The organism is Campylobacter sp. RM19072 (assembly GCF_024723485.1).
Lineage (GTDB): Bacteria > Campylobacterota > Campylobacteria > Campylobacterales > Campylobacteraceae > Campylobacter > Campylobacter porcelli.
In genome coordinates, this window is record NZ_JANQCU010000006.1 from 26,969 (window position 1) to 44,935 (window position 17,967).

At 33.3% G+C, this 17,967-nt stretch carries 18 protein-coding genes and 1 pseudogene; 9 read left to right on the forward strand and 10 right to left on the reverse strand.

Going from position 1 to position 17,967, the window contains the following annotated elements:
- Position 1 precedes the first annotated feature (1 nt).
- Together pseB and CSUIS19072_RS04410 are read right to left on the reverse strand one after the other, a co-directional pair.
- On the reverse strand, positions 2-997 hold the full coding sequence (gene pseB, locus CSUIS19072_RS04405) for a UDP-N-acetylglucosamine 4,6-dehydratase (inverting) (protein WP_086237357.1): 996 nt from the start codon (positions 995-997) through the stop codon (positions 2-4).
- 14 nt (positions 998-1,011) lie between these two features.
- A complete protein-coding gene (locus CSUIS19072_RS04410; protein WP_086237358.1) occupies positions 1,012-1,440 on the reverse strand; it encodes a copper chaperone PCu(A)C in 429 nt (142 codons plus the stop codon).
- 113 nt (positions 1,441-1,553) lie between these two features.
- On the opposite strand from CSUIS19072_RS04410, the gene CSUIS19072_RS04415 reads away from it, so the two are divergent.
- The 3 genes from CSUIS19072_RS04415 to CSUIS19072_RS04425 are packed head-to-tail and all read left to right on the forward strand — an operon-like array spanning position 1,554 to position 3,762.
- Positions 1,554-2,522, forward strand: coding sequence for a L,D-transpeptidase family protein (locus CSUIS19072_RS04415; RefSeq protein WP_086293163.1), 969 nt, complete (start codon positions 1,554-1,556; stop codon positions 2,520-2,522).
- 3 nt (positions 2,523-2,525) lie between these two features.
- Entirely contained in the window at positions 2,526-2,765 is a 240-nt protein-coding gene (cmeU, locus tag CSUIS19072_RS04420; protein ID WP_086293161.1) for a CmeU family protein, read from the forward strand.
- Positions 2,758-3,762 (forward strand): alanine racemase, encoded by a 1,005-nt coding sequence (locus tag CSUIS19072_RS04425; protein WP_086293159.1) that lies wholly within the window; start codon positions 2,758-2,760, stop codon positions 3,760-3,762. Before cmeU ends, CSUIS19072_RS04425 begins: the two co-directional genes overlap by 8 nt.
- Before the next feature lie 56 nt (positions 3,763-3,818).
- On the opposite strand, the gene gdhA is transcribed toward CSUIS19072_RS04425, so the two are convergent.
- On the reverse strand, positions 3,819-5,183 hold the full coding sequence (gdhA, locus tag CSUIS19072_RS04430; protein WP_086225327.1) for an NADP-specific glutamate dehydrogenase: 1,365 nt from the start codon (positions 5,181-5,183) through the stop codon (positions 3,819-3,821).
- Between the two features lie 118 nt (positions 5,184-5,301).
- Positions 5,302-5,976 (reverse strand): MqnA/MqnD/SBP family protein, encoded by a 675-nt coding sequence (locus CSUIS19072_RS04435; protein WP_086237362.1) that lies wholly within the window; start codon positions 5,974-5,976, stop codon positions 5,302-5,304.
- A 220-nt stretch (positions 5,977-6,196) separates the two neighbouring features.
- On the opposite strand from CSUIS19072_RS04435, the gene CSUIS19072_RS04440 reads away from it, so the two are divergent.
- The 3 genes from CSUIS19072_RS04440 (at position 6,197) to CSUIS19072_RS04450 (ending at position 9,834) form a co-directional block, all read left to right on the forward strand.
- A complete protein-coding gene (locus CSUIS19072_RS04440) occupies positions 6,197-7,336 on the forward strand; it encodes a hypothetical protein (RefSeq protein WP_086237363.1) in 1,140 nt (379 codons plus the stop codon).
- Between the two features lie 57 nt (positions 7,337-7,393).
- Positions 7,394-9,331, forward strand: coding sequence for a hypothetical protein (locus CSUIS19072_RS04445; protein ID WP_086293157.1), 1,938 nt, complete (start codon positions 7,394-7,396; stop codon positions 9,329-9,331).
- Positions 9,332-9,393: 62 nt separating this feature from the next.
- The gene (locus tag CSUIS19072_RS04450) at positions 9,394-9,834 is read left to right on the forward strand and encodes a DUF411 domain-containing protein (protein WP_086293155.1); all 441 of its coding nucleotides are present in this window, start codon (positions 9,394-9,396) and stop codon (positions 9,832-9,834) included.
- 158 nt (positions 9,835-9,992) lie between these two features.
- On the opposite strand, the gene CSUIS19072_RS04455 is transcribed toward CSUIS19072_RS04450, so the two are convergent.
- Positions 9,993-11,240, reverse strand: a complete 1,248-nt coding sequence (locus CSUIS19072_RS04455; protein ID WP_086237366.1) for a malic enzyme-like NAD(P)-binding protein — start codon at positions 11,238-11,240, stop codon at positions 9,993-9,995.
- A 181-nt stretch (positions 11,241-11,421) separates the two neighbouring features.
- Complete coding sequence (gltX, locus tag CSUIS19072_RS04460) at positions 11,422-12,801, reverse strand: glutamate--tRNA ligase (RefSeq protein WP_086237367.1); 1,380 nt, start codon at positions 12,799-12,801, stop codon at positions 11,422-11,424.
- Positions 12,802-12,873: 72 nt separating this feature from the next.
- Between gltX and CSUIS19072_RS04465 the strand changes: the two genes are divergently transcribed.
- Positions 12,874-13,704 carry a SurA N-terminal domain-containing protein gene (locus tag CSUIS19072_RS04465; protein ID WP_086237368.1) on the forward strand — a complete coding sequence of 277 codons (831 nt, stop codon included), beginning with the start codon at positions 12,874-12,876 and terminating at the stop codon, positions 13,702-13,704.
- Between the two features lie 2 nt (positions 13,705-13,706).
- Here CSUIS19072_RS04465 and CSUIS19072_RS04470 read toward each other — a convergent pair.
- The 4 genes and pseudogenes from CSUIS19072_RS04470 to CSUIS19072_RS04485 form a co-directional block, all read right to left on the reverse strand.
- A pseudogene (locus CSUIS19072_RS04470) lies at positions 13,707-15,009 on the reverse strand (coproporphyrinogen III oxidase family protein).
- A gap of 62 nt (positions 15,010-15,071) precedes the next feature.
- Positions 15,072-15,737 carry a disulfide isomerase gene (locus CSUIS19072_RS04475; protein WP_086293153.1) on the reverse strand — a complete coding sequence of 222 codons (666 nt, stop codon included), beginning with the start codon at positions 15,735-15,737 and terminating at the stop codon, positions 15,072-15,074.
- Positions 15,738-15,748: 11 nt separating this feature from the next.
- Entirely contained in the window at positions 15,749-16,246 is a 498-nt protein-coding gene (locus CSUIS19072_RS04480) for a YajQ family cyclic di-GMP-binding protein (RefSeq protein ID WP_086237371.1), read from the reverse strand.
- 2 nt (positions 16,247-16,248) lie between these two features.
- Positions 16,249-17,181 (reverse strand): D-2-hydroxyacid dehydrogenase, encoded by a 933-nt coding sequence (locus CSUIS19072_RS04485; protein WP_086293151.1) that lies wholly within the window; start codon positions 17,179-17,181, stop codon positions 16,249-16,251.
- Positions 17,182-17,317: 136 nt separating this feature from the next.
- Here CSUIS19072_RS04485 and CSUIS19072_RS04490 point away from each other — a divergent pair, with 136 nt between their 5' ends.
- Complete coding sequence (locus tag CSUIS19072_RS04490) at positions 17,318-17,635, forward strand: hypothetical protein (RefSeq protein WP_086237373.1); 318 nt, start codon at positions 17,318-17,320, stop codon at positions 17,633-17,635.
- A gap of 1 nt (position 17,636) precedes the next feature.
- Complete coding sequence (locus tag CSUIS19072_RS04495; protein ID WP_086237374.1) at positions 17,637-17,948, forward strand: hypothetical protein; 312 nt, start codon at positions 17,637-17,639, stop codon at positions 17,946-17,948.
- Positions 17,949-17,967 lie beyond the last annotated feature (19 nt).

Consider the following 17,967-nt stretch of genomic DNA (forward strand, 5'->3'; position numbering starts at 1 on the left):
ATTATATCTTCTCTATCATCTCTTTTAGTGATTTATCATCTAGCCACTGGGTGTTATTATCAGAGCGATACTCAAATTCGCTACTAACTCTATAGCCTTTTTCTCCAAGTTTATTAATAGCAAAATTAGCCTGTTTATCATAGAATTTAATAGAAGGCGTGATAACATAGTGATCGCTAAATTCCAAGCTATGCAAGGCATCATCAGCGCTTATCATCATCTCATGGAGCTTCTCTCCTGGTCTAATGCCAATTATATTAATTGGCAAATTTGGCGCTAAAGTGGCAGCTAAATCTGTGATTTTCATAGATGGAATTTTAGGGATAAATAGCTCTCCACCTTGCATTCTAGCAAAGTTTTTAAGGACAAATTTAACCCCATCTTCAAGCGTAATCCAAAATCTAGTCATTCTCTCATCAGTAATTGGCAGCTCTTTTGCCCCATTTGCTATTAATTTTTTAAATAGCGGCACCACCGAGCCTCTAGAGCCAACGACATTACCATATCTAACGACGCTAAATCTAGTTGGCCCTGGACCTACTATATTATTTGCCGCTATAAATAGCTTATCGCTAGCTAGTTTGGTAGCACCATATAAATTTACAGGATTACACGCTTTATCGGTGCTTAGTGCGATTACCTTTTCTACTCCATTTTTAAGGGCGGCATTTATGACATTTTGTGCGCCGTGGATATTGGTTTTTATACACTCCATTGGGTTATACTCAGCTATTGGCACATGCTTCATAGCAGCGGCATGGATTACAAAATCAACCCCATTCATAGCAGTGTTTAATCTACTCTCATCTCTTACATCGCCGATGAAATAACGCATGGATGGGCTATTAAATTCCTGAGCCATCTCATATTGTTTTAACTCATCTCGTGAGTAGATTATTATCTTATTTGGCTTGTAATTTTCTAATAAAATTTTAGTATATTTTTTGCCAAAACTGCCCGTTCCACCGGTTATTAGAATGTTTTTATTATTAAACACAGCTTAGCTCCAAATTAATGCATTTTAATAGGTATAACTTTTTTAACTGGGATATTTTTTAATTCATATGTTTTGCCATCGCTAAAAGTTAAATTTAAATCGACATTTCCATCATTTATATCTCTTTTTAAGCCCAAAAACATAACATGCAAACCACCTGGTTTTAGCTCAACTTTAGAGTTGGCTGGTATCTTAATGCTTGGGATTTGAATCATCTTTTTCATGCCATCTTCTGTGATATGAGTGTGAAGCTCGGTAGCTTTGCTTATATTGCTACTAGCTGAAATTAGCTCAATATCTTTTGAATCTTGATTTTCTATACTCATAAAAGCGGCGCTATTTTTCGCATTTGGCGGGGTATCTTTGATATATGAATTAGTAATTAAAATTTGAGCATTTACGCTAAGTGCAACTAGAGTTGAGGTAAATAAATATTTAAACATATTTTATCCTTTTTTGATTGAAGTGAGCTAAATTATACAAGAATTTAAATTAATTTTCAACCGATTTTGATATAATTTCAAGCTTAAATATTTAATTAATTAAGGTTAAAATAGTGAAAAAATTACTCTTTTTATTAGTAGTATCAACATCTTTATTTAGTGGGGAGTTAGAGGAGTTATATCTTAAAGGTGGCATATCAGCAGTCCAAGATAAGATAGAGAAGAACTTACAAAGTGTGGAGTATTGGAGCGATAGCTTAAAAAATAAAGAGCTAAAATATGGCTATCACGATGATAAAAGCAGATTAATCATAGTAGCTGATAAAACTGCTAAGAATATATCTGTAAATCAATATGAAGATGGTAAATTAAAAGAGGTTAAAAATAGCGAGATAATCACTGGTTTAATGGGCGAAAAGCTATTAGAAGGGGATCTGAAAACCCCAGTTGGTGTATATGATATAACACGCAGATTTACTCCGCCTACTACATATTATGGGCCGGTTGCTTTTAGCTTATCTTACCCAAATTTATATGATAAACTTCGCAAAAGAACAGGCTATGGCATATGGATTCATGGCTATCCTATGGAGGGCGATGTAAGGGAAAATGAGCTAGAGACTAAAGGCTGTATCGCTATGAAAAATGATATTTTAGAATCTTTTGAAGATATAGTGCAAAATAATTCAGCTATCGTGATAATAAGCGAAGATGGTAAACCAAAATCTAGTAATCTTGATATAGCTGTGATATTTGCCCAGCTTTTTGCGTGGAAAGATGCTTGGACTAAGAGTGATTTGGATAGATATATAGGATTTTATCATAGTGATTTTCGCCGTTTTGATGGGATGAAGTTGGCTGAATTTACTCAGATGAAAAAGAGAGTTTTTAGTAAAAATGAGAGTAAAATAATTGAATTCCAAAACTTCAATATAACCCCATACCCAAATACAGATGATAAAAATATATATCGTGTAAATTTCAGCGAAAAATATAGAGCCGATTCATATAAGTTCAATGGCGATAAAACTCTATATGTAGAAGTAGCGGATAATAAGATGAAAATTTTAGTAGAGGAGTAAAATATGGATGAAAAAGAGCTAGTAAAAAAACAGATTGAAGAGTTTTTGGCCGCTAGGGGGAGATTTTTTGATGTTTTAGATGCAAGTGTGCCAAAGCAAGGCAATAGCACAGCCTTTGACTTTGATGCTTGTAAAGAGCCAAGCTTAAAAGCCTTATATAAAGAGTTTTACGCATATGATTATGCAGTAAGAAAGATGCTACCACATATATATAAAAAATTTGATTTGAGCTTTAATGTCTGAGATTTTACTCTCAAAGAGTGCTTATATACACAATCTAACTCAAATAGCCAATAAAATTGGCTCCAAAGATAGAATCATCGCTGTATTAAAAGACAATGCTTATGGGCATGGGGCGCTTTTGATGGGTAAGATCGCTAGTGAATTTGGGATCAAAATAGCTTGCGTTAAAAGTGAGCTTGAAGCAAGGGAACTATCTAGATTATTTAAGAGCATTATAGTGCTTTCTCATTTACCAACTGGTGCTGAGAATGGCGAGTTTATCTATGCTATTAATGAGCTTAGGGCTTTAGAAAAGATAAGACCAAATAGCCAAATTCATCTTGCCATCGATACTTTAATGCATAGAAATGGTATAGACATTACTGAGATTGAAACTGCTATTAATATTATTAAAAAACGAAATTTGATATTAAAGGGTGCTTTTACTCATTTTAGAGCTAGCGATGAGCATAGTGGGGATTACTTTGTTCAAAAAGAGAATTTCAAACAAGCTAAAGATAAGATTAAAGAATTTTTTGATGGCGAGCTTATATTTCACTCTCACAACTCAGCTGCGATTGAGAGAAGCTCAGATATAGGTGATGAGTATGTGCGTGCTGGTATGGCTCAATTTGGATATTTTGGGTTTAATGAGAGCCTAGAGCTTAAAAAAGTCTTAAAGCTTTATGCCGATCGTGTAAGCTCAAGAGTCTTATATGCTGGTCAAAGTGTAGGTTATGGTGGCGCATTTACTGCTAAATATGATATGAATATCGCTACATATGATCTTGGCTATGGCGATGGGTTATTGCGATATAATGGCAATGGAGAGCTAAAATTAGCCAATGGAAATCCAATTTTAGGCAAAATGTCTATGGATAGCTTTAGCTCAATTGATGGTGGAGAGCGGATATGTGTATTAGATAATGCTGATATTTGGGCTGAGTTTTTTGGGACTATTAATTATGATATTTTAGTTAAGCTTAGTCCTATAATTAGTAGAAGGGTAGTGGAGTAAAATTAAAATAATTAAATTGATTAAATTCTAGCCGACATTAAGCCGGCTAAATTCTATTATACATATCCTTGATCTATCATTGCATCAGCAACTTTTCTAAATCCAGCGATATTTGCTCCTAGAACAAGATTGCCTGGCACTCCAAATTCAACAGAAGTCTCATAACTAGCTTCAAAGATATTTGTCATAATGCGGTGAAGTTTGCTATCTACTTCATCAAAAGTCCATTTTTGCATGCTTGCATTTTGAGCCATCTCTAGCCCACTAGTAGCCACGCCACCAGCGTTTGCAGCCTTAGCTGGACCAAATAAGAAGTCTTTTTTGCTTAGCATAAAATCAATAGCTTCAAGTGTGCTAGGCATATTTGCGCCTTCACAAACCAATCTACAACCATTATTATAAAGCGTTTTAATATCTTCTAAATTTAGCTCATTTTGAGTAGCACTTGGGAAGGCAGCATCACATGGAACGCTCCAAATACCATTTGTTCCAGCTTTATACTCGCTAACTGGAGTAAATTTCGCACTTGGTTTAGCTGCTGCGTATTCGCTAAGGCCTTTTCTCTCAACCTCTTTAATGCGTTTTAATAGCTCGACATCTATACCTTCGCTATCATATATAAAGCCAGTTGAATCGCTTACTGTTATAGGAAGTGCGCCAAGTTGATATAGCTTTTGAGCTGTGTATATAGCCACATTTCCAGCACCACTTATTGAGCATTTTTTGCCCTCTAGGCTGCTATTTTGTTTTTTAAGCATCTCTTGAGCAAAATATACTGAGCCATATCCAGTAGCCTCTACCCTTACTAAGCTACCGCCCCAGTCTAGACCTTTACCAGTCAAAGCACCATCAAAGCGATTTGTTAATTTTTTATATTGACCAAACATATAGCCGATCTCACGACCACCAACGCCAATATCGCCAGCTGGGACATCTTTTACATCGCCGATTAATTTATATAATTCATTCATAAAAGCTTGACAAAATCTCATAATCTCGCCATCGCTTTTGCCTTTAGGGTCGAAATTAGCACCACCTTTGCCGCCACCCATATTAAGTCCAGTAAGTGAATTTTTAAAGATTTGCTCAAAACCAAGAAATTTGATTATATCTAAGCATACTGATGGATGAAATCTCAAGCCGCCTTTATATGGGCCAAGAGCAGAGTTAAACTCTACACGATACCCAAAGTGTGAGCAAGGTTCGTTTTTGTCATTCATATAGGTTACTCTAAACATCGTAGTTCTTTCAGGCATTACAATACGATCTATGATTTTGTGATCAAGATACTTTTTTTCTTTTTCTAAAAGTGGTTCTAAAGTATGTAAAACCTCTGTAGCGGCTTGTAAAAATGTTGTTTGACCAGGACTTGACTTTTTGATATTTTCAAGTGTTTGGTTGATATACTCATGTACTGACATCGTAACTCCTATTGTGAAAATGTTTGTAGTTGGATTATATTTAATTTATCTTAAATTTAATCTTAATATAGAAAAAGTTAGGATATTTTTTGTCCGTATTGTTACAAATTTACTCACTTTATGGCTGAAAATTATACTTTTTTGCTAGTGAAATAAACTTTTTTAGTGCTCGTTTTTCCTTAAATTTTATATTATAGCTAATATGTTCTAAATACCATAAAATCATATTTGGAGCGATATTTCTACTTTTTGAATATTCGTTGAGTATGTATTTTGGTATCTTTATTTTTTGCTTTAAGAATTGATTAATAATTTTTTTATACAAATTTTGATTTTTATTACAGCAAAATAGTCCAAAAACAAAAGGTAGCCCCGTTTTTTGATACCAAATTTCACCCATATCATAAAATTTATCCCCACCATCTTTTATATATTGTCTTAATGCTTCATCTCCTATTATTATCTCTCCATTAAGCGACAAAATTTTACCAAGCATATTTGAACTCTTAGATGCTGGGTCTAGTTTTTTGGGGCTATTTTTACGCGCTAAGACAGATTTTACTGCACCTTTGGCGCATATTCCTAAATTTAGTTTTGTGTATTTTGGATTTCTGCTCTCTATGCTTGAGATGATGGCGGCATCGATTCGTCTTTTGCTTAGATCTTCGCATAATTTCGCTGGGGTGCCTTTTTTGAATTCAATAGATTTTTTAGTTTGATTGCTTAGTGGGTAGCGCTTTAAAAATACATGAAATGGAAGCAAATTTAGATAATCAATCTTGCCAAATAGCATATTTAAACCCTTTATTAGTGTGTTATCTTCAGCGTCTTTAAGGACTGAGATTTGTAGCCTTTATGGCTTAATATTTGGATTAAATATATGGATTATATCCTAAATTTGCTTAATTTTTGAGTGTTAGCGTAGGGAATTATATCTAAAATAAATCAAAATATATTAAGCTATTTTTCTTATCGCCGATTTATGGATTATATTTTAAATAAAAGGAGATTTGATGAAAAAAATTGCTTTAGCAACTATTTTTTTAGTTTCTGCTCTTTTTTCAGCAGATAGTTTTACTTTTGAAAAAGTAAATAACCCAAAAGAGATTTTAAGTAAAATTTCTACTAAAAAGCCAAGCAGATCCAAGCTAAGTGTTCGCTCTTATACCCCACTTCCTATAGATCAGTTTGTATTTGATTCAAATTTAGATGAGCTTACGAGCGTTTCAAGTGGCGGACAACTTTTATTTTATTTGGCTTATAATAAAGTTCAAAACGACCCTACAATGCCTAGAAGCGAACTTCTAACAAATTTATCTGAAAGTGAAAATTATGCTTGCGATTATATAGCACAACAAGCATCGATATGTAACTATGAAGATTACTATTCTCAAGTGCAATACGCCCTAAATAGCATCGGCGGTTGGTTTTATTTCACACAATATCCATCTAGCGATGATGAATTTGTTTTAATCAATAGAATAAATACAAAAAGAGGAAATGCTGGTGGATCTCAAAAATTTATGGGTGGCAAACCGCATTTTAAAGTATTTGTTGATACTTATGGTAAGCTTAGCGTAACATTTACCTTGGTAACTGGTGGCACTCAAACAGTATCAACACCACAAGCTATACCGTTAAATACTAAAGTTTATCTACAAGCTAACAATAGTGGAATAAACTATGAAGTAGGCTGGACTACGCTTGATGGAGTTAGCTCAAGAGCAAGTGGAAGCCACCAAGGATTTTCTATCCCAGCTGATATAGATGAGCATAGGGTAGCTAGAAATAATAAAGTATCTTGTCAGTCTGGACCAAATCTTACTGGGATTAATGAAAGAAATTCCGGTTGTATAAAAATTGATTTCGGAAGTAAAATGCAACAAACAGTAGAATTCTATAATCAAAAAAAGAATAGTCATTTGATATCTAATTTCTTTTGGAATGCTTCAACTGGTATGTTTGCAGATATGAATAAAACAGATATTAGCAATAATACGGTTTTTCAACCAAATACAAGCCTTGTTGTGGATATAAACTTTATAAATAAAGTATATGGCGATCTATTTATGGGGCAAAATAATTTTAATGCTAATCAGCTTAGGGTTTATGTTGCAGATAATTATATTATTGCTGATGTTCGAGAATACTAATATATTTTAGACTGGTTGCGTTTAGCAATCAGCCTAGTTATCAAAGAGGAATAACCTATGGATATAAAATCTTTTCAAACAAATTTAGATTTAACTAACTTCAAATTCGACAAATATGCAGACATTGTAAAGCAAAATGAAGAAATATCTAAAAAAAGAGCCGATATTTATAAAACTGATAGAAATTTTCATATAATTAGCGAAAATGAGAGCGAAAACTATATCGGTATCAAAAACAATGAGCCAATAACAAGCAAAAAATATAAAGATTATATTATATACTCAGACAATGAAAATTTATTGTATTATGAAGGCACTAACGCATATTATGCTATCACTAAAGATACTGATATAAATTTGCTCTCAAAGATTAGCTTGGCTGATAAAATGTTTTTACTTAATAAAAATGATACAACAGATGAAAAAGTCGTAGTAAAAGATGAAGCATATTTTATGCAAAAAATGCTTGATGATATGATAATAGAACAGACATCTTTTATGCTAGGTAAAAAGCTTGACCAAAGCTATGATGTATGGCATTCTTTGGGTTTTGGCAGAAGCTACAGCTACGCAAATAAATTTAGCCCAAATGCTGGGAATTATAAGGCTGATAACTACTCAAATCAAAACCCCTTAATCCCAAACTCCTACTACCTAAACTCCTACGCAAACTCAAATTTAATTGATACTAAATTTGGTAAAGCAGAGCTATTTTTAGATTTAGCTGGAGATAATGATAGATTAGGAGTTGGAAGCTTTAGCTCAAATTCACAACTTTTTAGATTTGATAGTGATGGAAATGGATTTGTAGATAAAAATGACACCTACTTTGATAAATTAAAAATAAGAGCTTATGATAAAGATGGAAATGAGATTATCAAAAAACTTAGCGAAGTAGTTGATAGTATAAATTTAAAAGATTTTATAGATAGCAAGAGCAATGCCTTAAAAAAACTTGAAGCTCAAAAAGATAATTATGGAACAATAGAAGGCTATGAACGCTCTTTAGAATTGCTAAAAGATTACAATCCATACTCTATTTTTAAGCCTGAAGTAAGATATGAGAGCCTTACTCAAAATGACTTAAACGAGCTTTCAAAACTAGCTGATGAAGATGGCTGGATAGATATAAATTCAAATTTGGGAGCTTTTAATGGATTACTTGGGATTGCTTATGCTAAGCAAGGGGTTGATGGGAGTTATAGATTAGAAGAGTTATCGAGTTATCCGCATACTACAAATTTTGGCTTTAATAATGTATTTGATACAACAACCAAAGAGTACTATTGGCGAGATAGCGATAAAAACTCTTATCAAAATCAACAATACACGAGATTTATGAATTTATATAATGATTATATGAGCGAGCTTAAAAATAGAGATGATTATATAAATGAATTTGATGATGAAACAAAGGCAAAATATAAAAATGTAAAATCTAGCGTTATGCTATCTATAGAGCGTGAATTTAGCTCAGCAACCGGACTTAACTTCACCCTAGACAATCTACAAAAAGTCAAAGATAGCTTTGAAAAAGATAGAGCAAATACCTCAAATATGCTTAAAAACACAGATGCATTAACAGCTATAAGAATCAATAAAAATGGCACATTTACCCTTAAATTTAACAGCGGAAGAGAGATAATCGTAAATGAGCTTTATAAAGATAGCGGTAAAGCTTTTGATGTGGAGCTAAATTTAAATGCTAAATTCGCCACTTCAATAGAGCTAAATCAAGATATAGATTTGGTGGTGAGCGCAGCTAAAATCCAAGATAAAATCACAGGGCAAATCGAGATAAAATCCCTAAAAGATCTAGGCGTGGAGATAATCAAAAAGCTATCAAATAATAAATTTGCACTCCAAACAAACGATGGTAAAACCATAATCGTAGATCAAATTTACACTAGATTGATGCCAAATAATCAAAATGATATAAATTTAATAGATGATAAGGATAAATTTTACCCAAAACCGCTTAGAATTTGGGTTTAAAATAGCTTTAGTATCTATGTATTATAAAAAGTATTATTATACAAGATATAAAAGGAAAAATAGTGAAAAAGTATATTTTTGCTCTTGCTTTGGTTTTACCTTTGTTTGCTCAAGAGAGATTAATCCATGTTTATAAGTCGCCATCATGTGGTTGTTGTGGGCTTTGGGAAAGTTATATGGAGAAAAATGGCTATAAAATCAACTCTTATGCTAAAGAGGATTTTATGAAAATCAAAGAGAGTCTAGGTATCAAATCTCAGTATCAAAGTTGTCATACCGGCGTTATCGATGGCTATGCTATTGAGGGTCATGTGCCTAGTAGTGCTGTGGTTTGGCTACTAGAAAATAAACCCAGTGGTGTGATAGGAATTTCAGCCCCTGGTATGCCTATGGGAAGTCCTGGAATGGAGCAAGGAGCACCAGAGAAATATCCAGTAATTTTAATGAAAAAAGATGGCTCAAGTGAGCTTTTTGGTTATTATATAGGCGATAAAAAGATTTAAATTTTTAGCAAATTTAAAGGCTTAAATATCAGTTATTTAAACGCTATTGATTTACTAAAAAGCTGATAAAAGCTATAAATTAGTAATTTAAATTGTATAAATTTGATTTTATTTTGAGTATAGCCATCAAATTTAGATGGCTATTATTAATTTTTTAATTAAAATAATTTTTTAAGCTTTTGTATGTAAGAGGCCTCATCAAACTCTTTTACCAATGCCACTCCATCTTCTACGGCAGCTTTTGCTACAGCTGGAGCAACTGTGAATAAAACTCTAGGATCAAATGGTTTTGGGATTATGTAATCTTTGCCAAATTTAATTTGACTTACATTATAAGCTTTACAAACTTCGCTAGGGACACTCTCTTTGGCTAGTTTGGCTAGGGCAATAGCGGCGGCTATTTTCATATTTTCGGTGATTTTTGTCGCTCTTACATCGAGCGCACCACGAAATATAAATGGAAATCCTAAGACATTATTTACCTGATTTGGATAGTCGCTTCTGCCTGTACCGATGATGATATCATCTCTAATCTCATGAGCGATCTCTGGTCTGATCTCTGGCTCTGGATTGGCTAGAGCGAAGATTATAGGATTATTTGCCATGCTTTTGACCATTTTAGCGGTTAGAAGTTTGGCTTTGGAGAGGCCTAAAAACATATCAGCACCCCTTAAAGCATCGCTCAAAGTTCTATCATCTGTATCTATGGCAAATTCCATTTTTTGCTCGGTTAAATCATCTCTTTTTGAGTGGATAACACCCTTGCTATCGCACATAATTATATTTTTAACGCCTACGCTTTGATACATTTTCGCACACGCTATTCCGGCTGCTCCACTACCGCTTACTACGACTTTGATCTTGCTAATATCCTTGCCATTTATCTCTAAAGCATTTAATAATCCCGCCGTTGTGATGATGGCTGTGCCGTGCTGATCATCGTGCATTACAGGGATATTTACGCTTTCTTGAAGTTTTTTCTCTATGTAAAAGCATTTTGGTGCGGCGATATCTTCTAAGTTTATACCACCAAAAGTTGGGGCTAGAGCTTTACAAATTTCAACTATCTTATCTGGGTCTTTCTCATCAAGTTCGATATCAAAGGCATCTACATTGGCAAATTTTTTAAATAAAACAGATTTGCCCTCCATAACAGGTTTTCCAGCGATAGCACCGATATCACCAAGGCCTAAAACCGCCGTGCTATCTGTGATTACGGCTACTAGATTGCCTTTGTTTGTGTATTTGTAGGCTAATTCGTTGCTTGACTCTATCTCTATACAAGGTTCAGCCACGCCAGGAGAGTATGCTAGGCTAAGGTCTTCAGCGCTAACGCAAGGTTTTTTGACATTGATTTCTATCTTGCCACCTATATGATAGTCAAGAGCTTTTTGCTTTAAACTCATGGTATTTCCTTAAATTTAACTTTAAATTTTTAAATAATATTTAATTATAACCTAAATTTATTTGATAGGAGGTAAATATTTTAATAATAGATAAAATTTATTATTTAGGTGTTACTTTTTGTAAATTAAGCGGTAAATTTGGCTATTTTTAAAAAGCTAGAGCTTTTAACTCTAGCTTTGTCTATAGTGATTTTAGGAAGTTTTGTATTCTTAATTTTAACTCATCGAGTCCGATAAATTCAATAACTTCAAATATACTAGGGCTTACTGCACCGCCTGTTATTGCGATTCTGATTGGCTGGGCTAGATCTTTTAATTTTCTCTCTTTTTTGGCTAAAAATTCATTTACCATCTCTTCTATAGCCTTAGCGTCCATCTCTTGGCTTTTAATAAAATCAGCAAATTGGCTTAAAAGTAATTTATTATCATCATTTATAAATTTTTTCACAGCATTTTGGTCATAATCTGTTGGTTGATTGATGATAGCAAGAGCCGAAGCTTTTAGTTCTAAGAGAGTTTTTGAACGCTCCCTTAGCAAATCTAGGAGCATTTGACCTTTATTAATAGCTCTAAAATCTATCCCAAAATATAGCATATCATCTGCAAGTCTCTCAAATGGCAATGATTTTATATAGTGCGCATTTAGCCACTCTAATTTTGATTGATTGTATGTAGAGGCTGATTTGCTAAGATTATATGGGTCAAATAGCTCTATCATTTGGTGTAAGCTAAATATCTCATCATCGCCGTGGCTCCAGCCTAAACGCACAAGGAAATTTAAAAGTGCTTCAGGCAAATAACCCATATTTTTATACTCCATAACATCAGTAGCCCCGTGCCTTTTGCTTAGTTTAGCCCCATCACTTCCATTTATCATAGCCACATGGAAAAACTGCGGAATTTCAAACCCAAGAGCCTCATATAAGATAATTTGCTTTGGAGTGTTGCTTAGATGATCGTCCCCCCTAATGATATGCGAAACCCCCATAAGTGCATCATCTATAACTACACAAAAATTATATGTAGGCGACCCATCACTTCTAGCGATGATAAAATCATCTAGTATATCGCTACAATTAAATTTAATATCCCCTTTAACTCCATCTTTAAACTCAATCACTCCATCAAGCGGAGCCTTTATACGAATTACAGGCTCAATTCCTTGTGGTGGAGTGCCAGTAAAATCTCTATATCTTCCATCATATTTTGGTCTTAATTTCTTAGCTTCAGCATCAGCTCTCATCTTTGCTAACTCATCTTGAGTTGTGTAGCATTTATAGGCTTTGCCACTTTCTAATAGTTGATTAATATATTTTTTATAAATATCAAATCTTTTTGATTGATACTCTACGCTTCCATCATAATCTAGCCCACACCAATTAAACGCCTCTCTAATAGCGATTGTAGCCTCTTGCGAGTTTCGCTTAAGATCGGTATCTTCAATGCGAAGAAGAAATTTGCCACCATTTTTACGAGCGTAAAGATAGTTATATAGTGCCGTTCTAAGTCCGCCAATGTGTAAAAATCCAGTTGGAGATGGAGCAAATCTTGTAGTTATCATTATGATTATCCTATTATTTATTGAAATTTGGATATAATTTTAGCTCAAATTTGCTTTAATAAAGGTTTGATTATGATAAAAAATTTAATTTTTGCTTTGCTATTTTTAGCCCTTAATGCTAGTGCTAGATATGTAGGTGGGCTAGTTGCGACTGTGGATAATGAGCCAATTACTACCTATGAGCTAAATAGCGTGATGAATAAAACAAAATTAAATAAAGATGAGGCGTTAAATTTATTAATAAGAGATAAATTAGAACTAGCTCAAGTAAAAAAATTAAATATCACCGTGAGCGAATTTGAAATAGATCAAAAAATTGCTCAATTAGCCGCAGCTAATAATATGAGTGTTAATAGCTTTAAATCTGTGGTAAAATCAAGAGGCACGAGCGATGAGCAGCTTAGAGAGGATATGCAAATTTCGATAAAAAAAGAGAAGCTTTATGCGAGTATTTTAAATGCTCCAAACCAAAATATCACCCCGCAAAATGCTAGGAGATTTTATGAGAATAATGCGGGGATGTTTTTGCGTTTTGATAGTATTAGCTTGATTCGCTATATCTCTAATGATAATGAAGCGTTAAATTTACAAGCTAAGGATTATAAAGCAGATATTAAAGGGGTGAAAAAGGAGCATTTAAATTTAAGCTCATCTAAGATCGCTCCAAATCTTATATATATCTTTAATAACACTCAAAATGGCGAATTTACTCCTATTTTAGAAAGCCCTGTTGGGTTAGAGAGATTTTATATCATATCTAAAAACGGATCAGTTTTACCGCCATTTGAAGCTGTGGAACAATCCGTGGTAAATGCGATGATAGAGCAAGAAAGAGAGGCTGCTATGATGGATTATTTTAACAAGTTAAAGGCAAAAGCAAATATAAAATATATCCAAAAATAGTCTTAAATTTGTGTTTTCATTATATTTATTTTAGAGCTATTTTTGATCTTGCTATCATCTTTGAAAATAGCTCTTACTCTATCCATTCCAGTGTAAAACTCCTTCATCAAGCTAAGCCACAAATATCTGCCAAATTGGGTTGATTGGATTATATTATTTTGAATTTTAATAGCTTTAATTAGTTTTAATAATTTTAATTCTATATTTAGCATTTTTAAAAGATCTGTATTGTTTGTTTGATTAAATTTTGAAATATCGATAAAACCGCTAAAAATTTCAGTTAAAAATAGGTATTTTATCCGCTCTTTTTTATTAAATTTACAATTTGCGATTATGGAGCTTTGGTGGTTTTGAATTTTGCTATTATACTCATTTAGGTTAAAAGCATTTATAAAAAGCTCCAAAGCCAAATCCACCACTTCCTATCCCTAGATACTCGTGCTTTGAGCTGACATACTCATCATTTAAGGCTAATTTCTTTTTAGCATATGACCACGCATTACTCTTATAATAATCTTTAAAACTCTCTTCTATAATGGTGTAAAACTCATACTCATTGTCATTTTTACTTAGGCCAAGAGCAGAGGCGATTTTGTCTTTTGTAAGACTAGATTTCATCAGTGGGTAGAATGTGATTTGGTCTGCGTCAATGCTTTTGGCTAAATTTATATCATTAATTAACATATCTTTTGTTTGATTTGGGAAGTTAAATATCAGATCAATGCTAGTAATTGGCAATACATTAATAGCGTTTTTTAGCTTTGTGATTAGAGTTTGGCTTGAGCCAAATTTATCATACCTTCCAACTTTTTTTAAAATCTCATCATTAAAGCTTTGCACCCCAATACTTAGACGCTTAATTAACCCTTTAAAACGATTGAGATTTTGAATTTCAATGTGATTTGGGTCGCTTTCGCATGAAATTTCATCTATATTAAATAGCTTTTTGGCTAGCTCAAGTGTTTTTATAAGCTCACTTTCGTTTATTAAAGTTGTCCCGCCACCTACATACATAGAGTTGAATTTGTATCCTAATTTATAAATTTGCTCCATCTCTAAACGCAAATTTTTAAAATACTCCTTAGCCAAGCTCTCATCATAAGCATATTTGTGAAATGAGCAATATGGACAAAAAGTATGGCAAAATGGCACATGAGCATATAGCATATAGTTTATATTTGGGTCTGGGGTTTTGGTCTGGTAATTTGGTAAAAGATCTAAATTTAGTTGAGATTTTAAGGATTTATTTAGAGAAAATTTAGCATATTTGATAACTAAATTTTGGATTAAAAATAGAGATTTCATCTGCTATAACTCTTTAAATTTATTTAAACTGCAAATTATAGCAGAGATTTAAAAATTTAATACTATTTTAGCTTGATTATTTCAGAGATTATCTCTACTAGCTCCTCTTGACTATTTACATGTTCGATATTGATTAAGTATTTGCCATTTACTACAAAGCCTGGAGTTCCACTGATTTTAGCCACTTCTAGAGCTTGAGAGGTTAGCTTGGCATAGGCTTTGCCATCTTTTGAGTTAGCGTAGTCTATTATGGTTTTTACACTAGCATTTTGGACGCCATTTGCTTTTAGGATACTTGCGGCTCTTTGATAGAATTCTTCGCCATTTTTATATGATTTTTTATTTACAAAAGCATCTTCAAAAAAGCCTTTTAAAACTTGGTGAAAATTTGATTTTGCACTTAGAGTGCTTACACCATTTTTCTCATCTAGGCTTTTAGCATAGCCTAAAACATCGCTCATCTCAAAGCCAAATACACCCATTTGATGCACTTGCCACTCATCATATTTAAGATCTGGTAACATTTCAGATACAAATTTAAGCGTGCCATTTTTGAAGTGATTATAGCAGTGAATGCACCCATAGCTAAAGATCTCAATAACGCTATTTTGTGCATTATTAAATTCAGCCTGTTTTGGTAGTTTTATATACTCTTTGCCTTCAGTAATTGCGTTTGCACCAACAGCAAGTAGCAAAGAAAATGCTAAGAAAAGTTTTTTAAATTTCATTATTTACTCCTTTATTTTAGATTTTTAAAGCTTAGTGGAAGCTCTAAATTTAGCTCTTTTACAAGCTTAATTGTATTTTGTAACTCATCAATTGATTTGCTAACAACCCTAATCTCATCACCTCTAATAGACGCATTTACTTTGATTTTAGAATCTTTTATGGCTTTTGTGATCTTTTTAGCGTTATCGCTATCAAGGGTATCATTTAGCTTTAAAATAGATTTAATATTACCACCACTTGCGTTTTCTACGCTCTTTTGGCTTAGTGCTACTGGCGGAATTTCTCGCTTTATAAGTTTGCTTATTACAATATCTTTTAACGCTTCAATTTTAGAATCGCTTGAGCTAATGAGAGTTATGGTTTTATCCTTTTCATTTAGCTCAATTTCAGCCTTTAAACCCTTAAAGTCAAATCTATTAGCCACCTCTTTTTTAGCCGTTTCGAGGGCATTTTTGACCTCCATCATATTGACACTTGCACTTATATCAAAGCTATGCTCATCAGCCATTTTCACCCCTTTAAGAAATCTTCTATATTTTTAGCACTTAGCTCAATTAGTTTTTTTCTAGCCTCCACACTAGCCCAAGCAATATGCGGAGTAATCATCAATCTATCTTTATTTTTGACTTTTAATAAAGGGTGATTAGCTCTAATTGGCTCTTTTTCAAGCACATCAGTGATAAAATAAATCTTACGCTCATCGATTAAATTTGCGATTTTTTCCTCATCAACGATCCCGCCACGACCGCTATTTACGAGCATTGCTCCATCTTTTAACTCATCTAAAGCCTTAGCATTAAAAAGATTTTTTGTATTCTCATTAAGTGGTGCGTGAATGCTGATTATATCGCATTTTAAAACCTCTTTAAAGCTAACTCTTTTGAAATTTGGATTTGAGTTATTATTGCTTGTTGAGTAGTAGCAGACTTCACAACCAAAGGCTTGTGCTACCTTAGCCACTTCAAGACCAATCGTTCCAAGACCAACAACGCAAAATTTCTTATTACTAAGCTCAAATATTGGTCTATCTAAATTTACAAATATCGGACTTTTAGCCCAGCCATCGCTACTTTTACCATAATTTTCATAGTAGCTTGTGCTATTTCTAATGGCTAAAATATTAGCAAAAGTTTGTTGGACTACGCTATTAGTGGAGTAGCCAGCGACATTTTTTACTACTATATTTGCATTTTTAGCCGCTTCTAAATCTATATTATTTACACCAGTTGCCGTAACGCAAATTAATTTTAAATTTGTTTTTGTAATTACATCTTTTGTGATTAAAACCTTATTTGTTAGCACAATATCAGCACCTTGAAGTCTATCTATAGTCTGATTTTCATCAGTCATATCATAGCTGATAAACTCCCCAAATTTGCCAAATATGCTCTTTAAATCCACATCATTACCCAAGGTATTAGCATCTAAACATACTATTTTCATATTTTTCCTTTTAATGAGTTGGCATAAATATTAACATTTTTTTATTAATTAATAGCTATATTTATTGTTTAAATTTGCAAATATTATTAAATTTGCCGATTTACTTGGTAAAATATGCAAAATAAAAAGGAAAATTATGGCAATCAGCCCCATCTCAAATGCGATTTATGTCAATCAAAATACTCCTGCAGCAGCTTCAGTTCAAAGTGATTTCCAATCAAAATTAGATATGCAAATGGCGATGAATGCCGCAGCTTCGGCTGAAAAGAAAAAAGAGGTAGAAGAGGTTCGCCCCACTGAAGAGACCTATAAAATTGATCCAGAAAATGAGCATGAAAAGCAGACGCAAAAAGAGGATTTAAACGAGCAAAATCATAAGCGTAAACGCAGCGATGATGAGGTAGATGATGATAGCGAAGATGTTAAATTTCAAAAGCTTGATATAGTGGTGTGAGATGAGAATTTTTATTTTAGCGATTTTTTGTGTGGTTTTAAACGCAGGGAGTATCTCTAAGATTGATATAGTGGTCGCAAAGCGTGGAGCAATGGGGGCTTATATATATGGAAGTGATACAAATAGCGTTCAAGTAAGCTTTGAAGGGCAGATTATAGATAGTTGCCGTATAGATGGGATAAAAAACCCTTTAGATAGAGTGGTGCGTCAATGGGCGTTGCAGTGTAGGCTGCCAAATATGGCTGGAAAGGTGGAGATAAAATATTTTGATCTACATAATAAGCGTCAAAGTGTTTTTAAATTTATAGAATAAATTTGGTTTAATTTTAGCT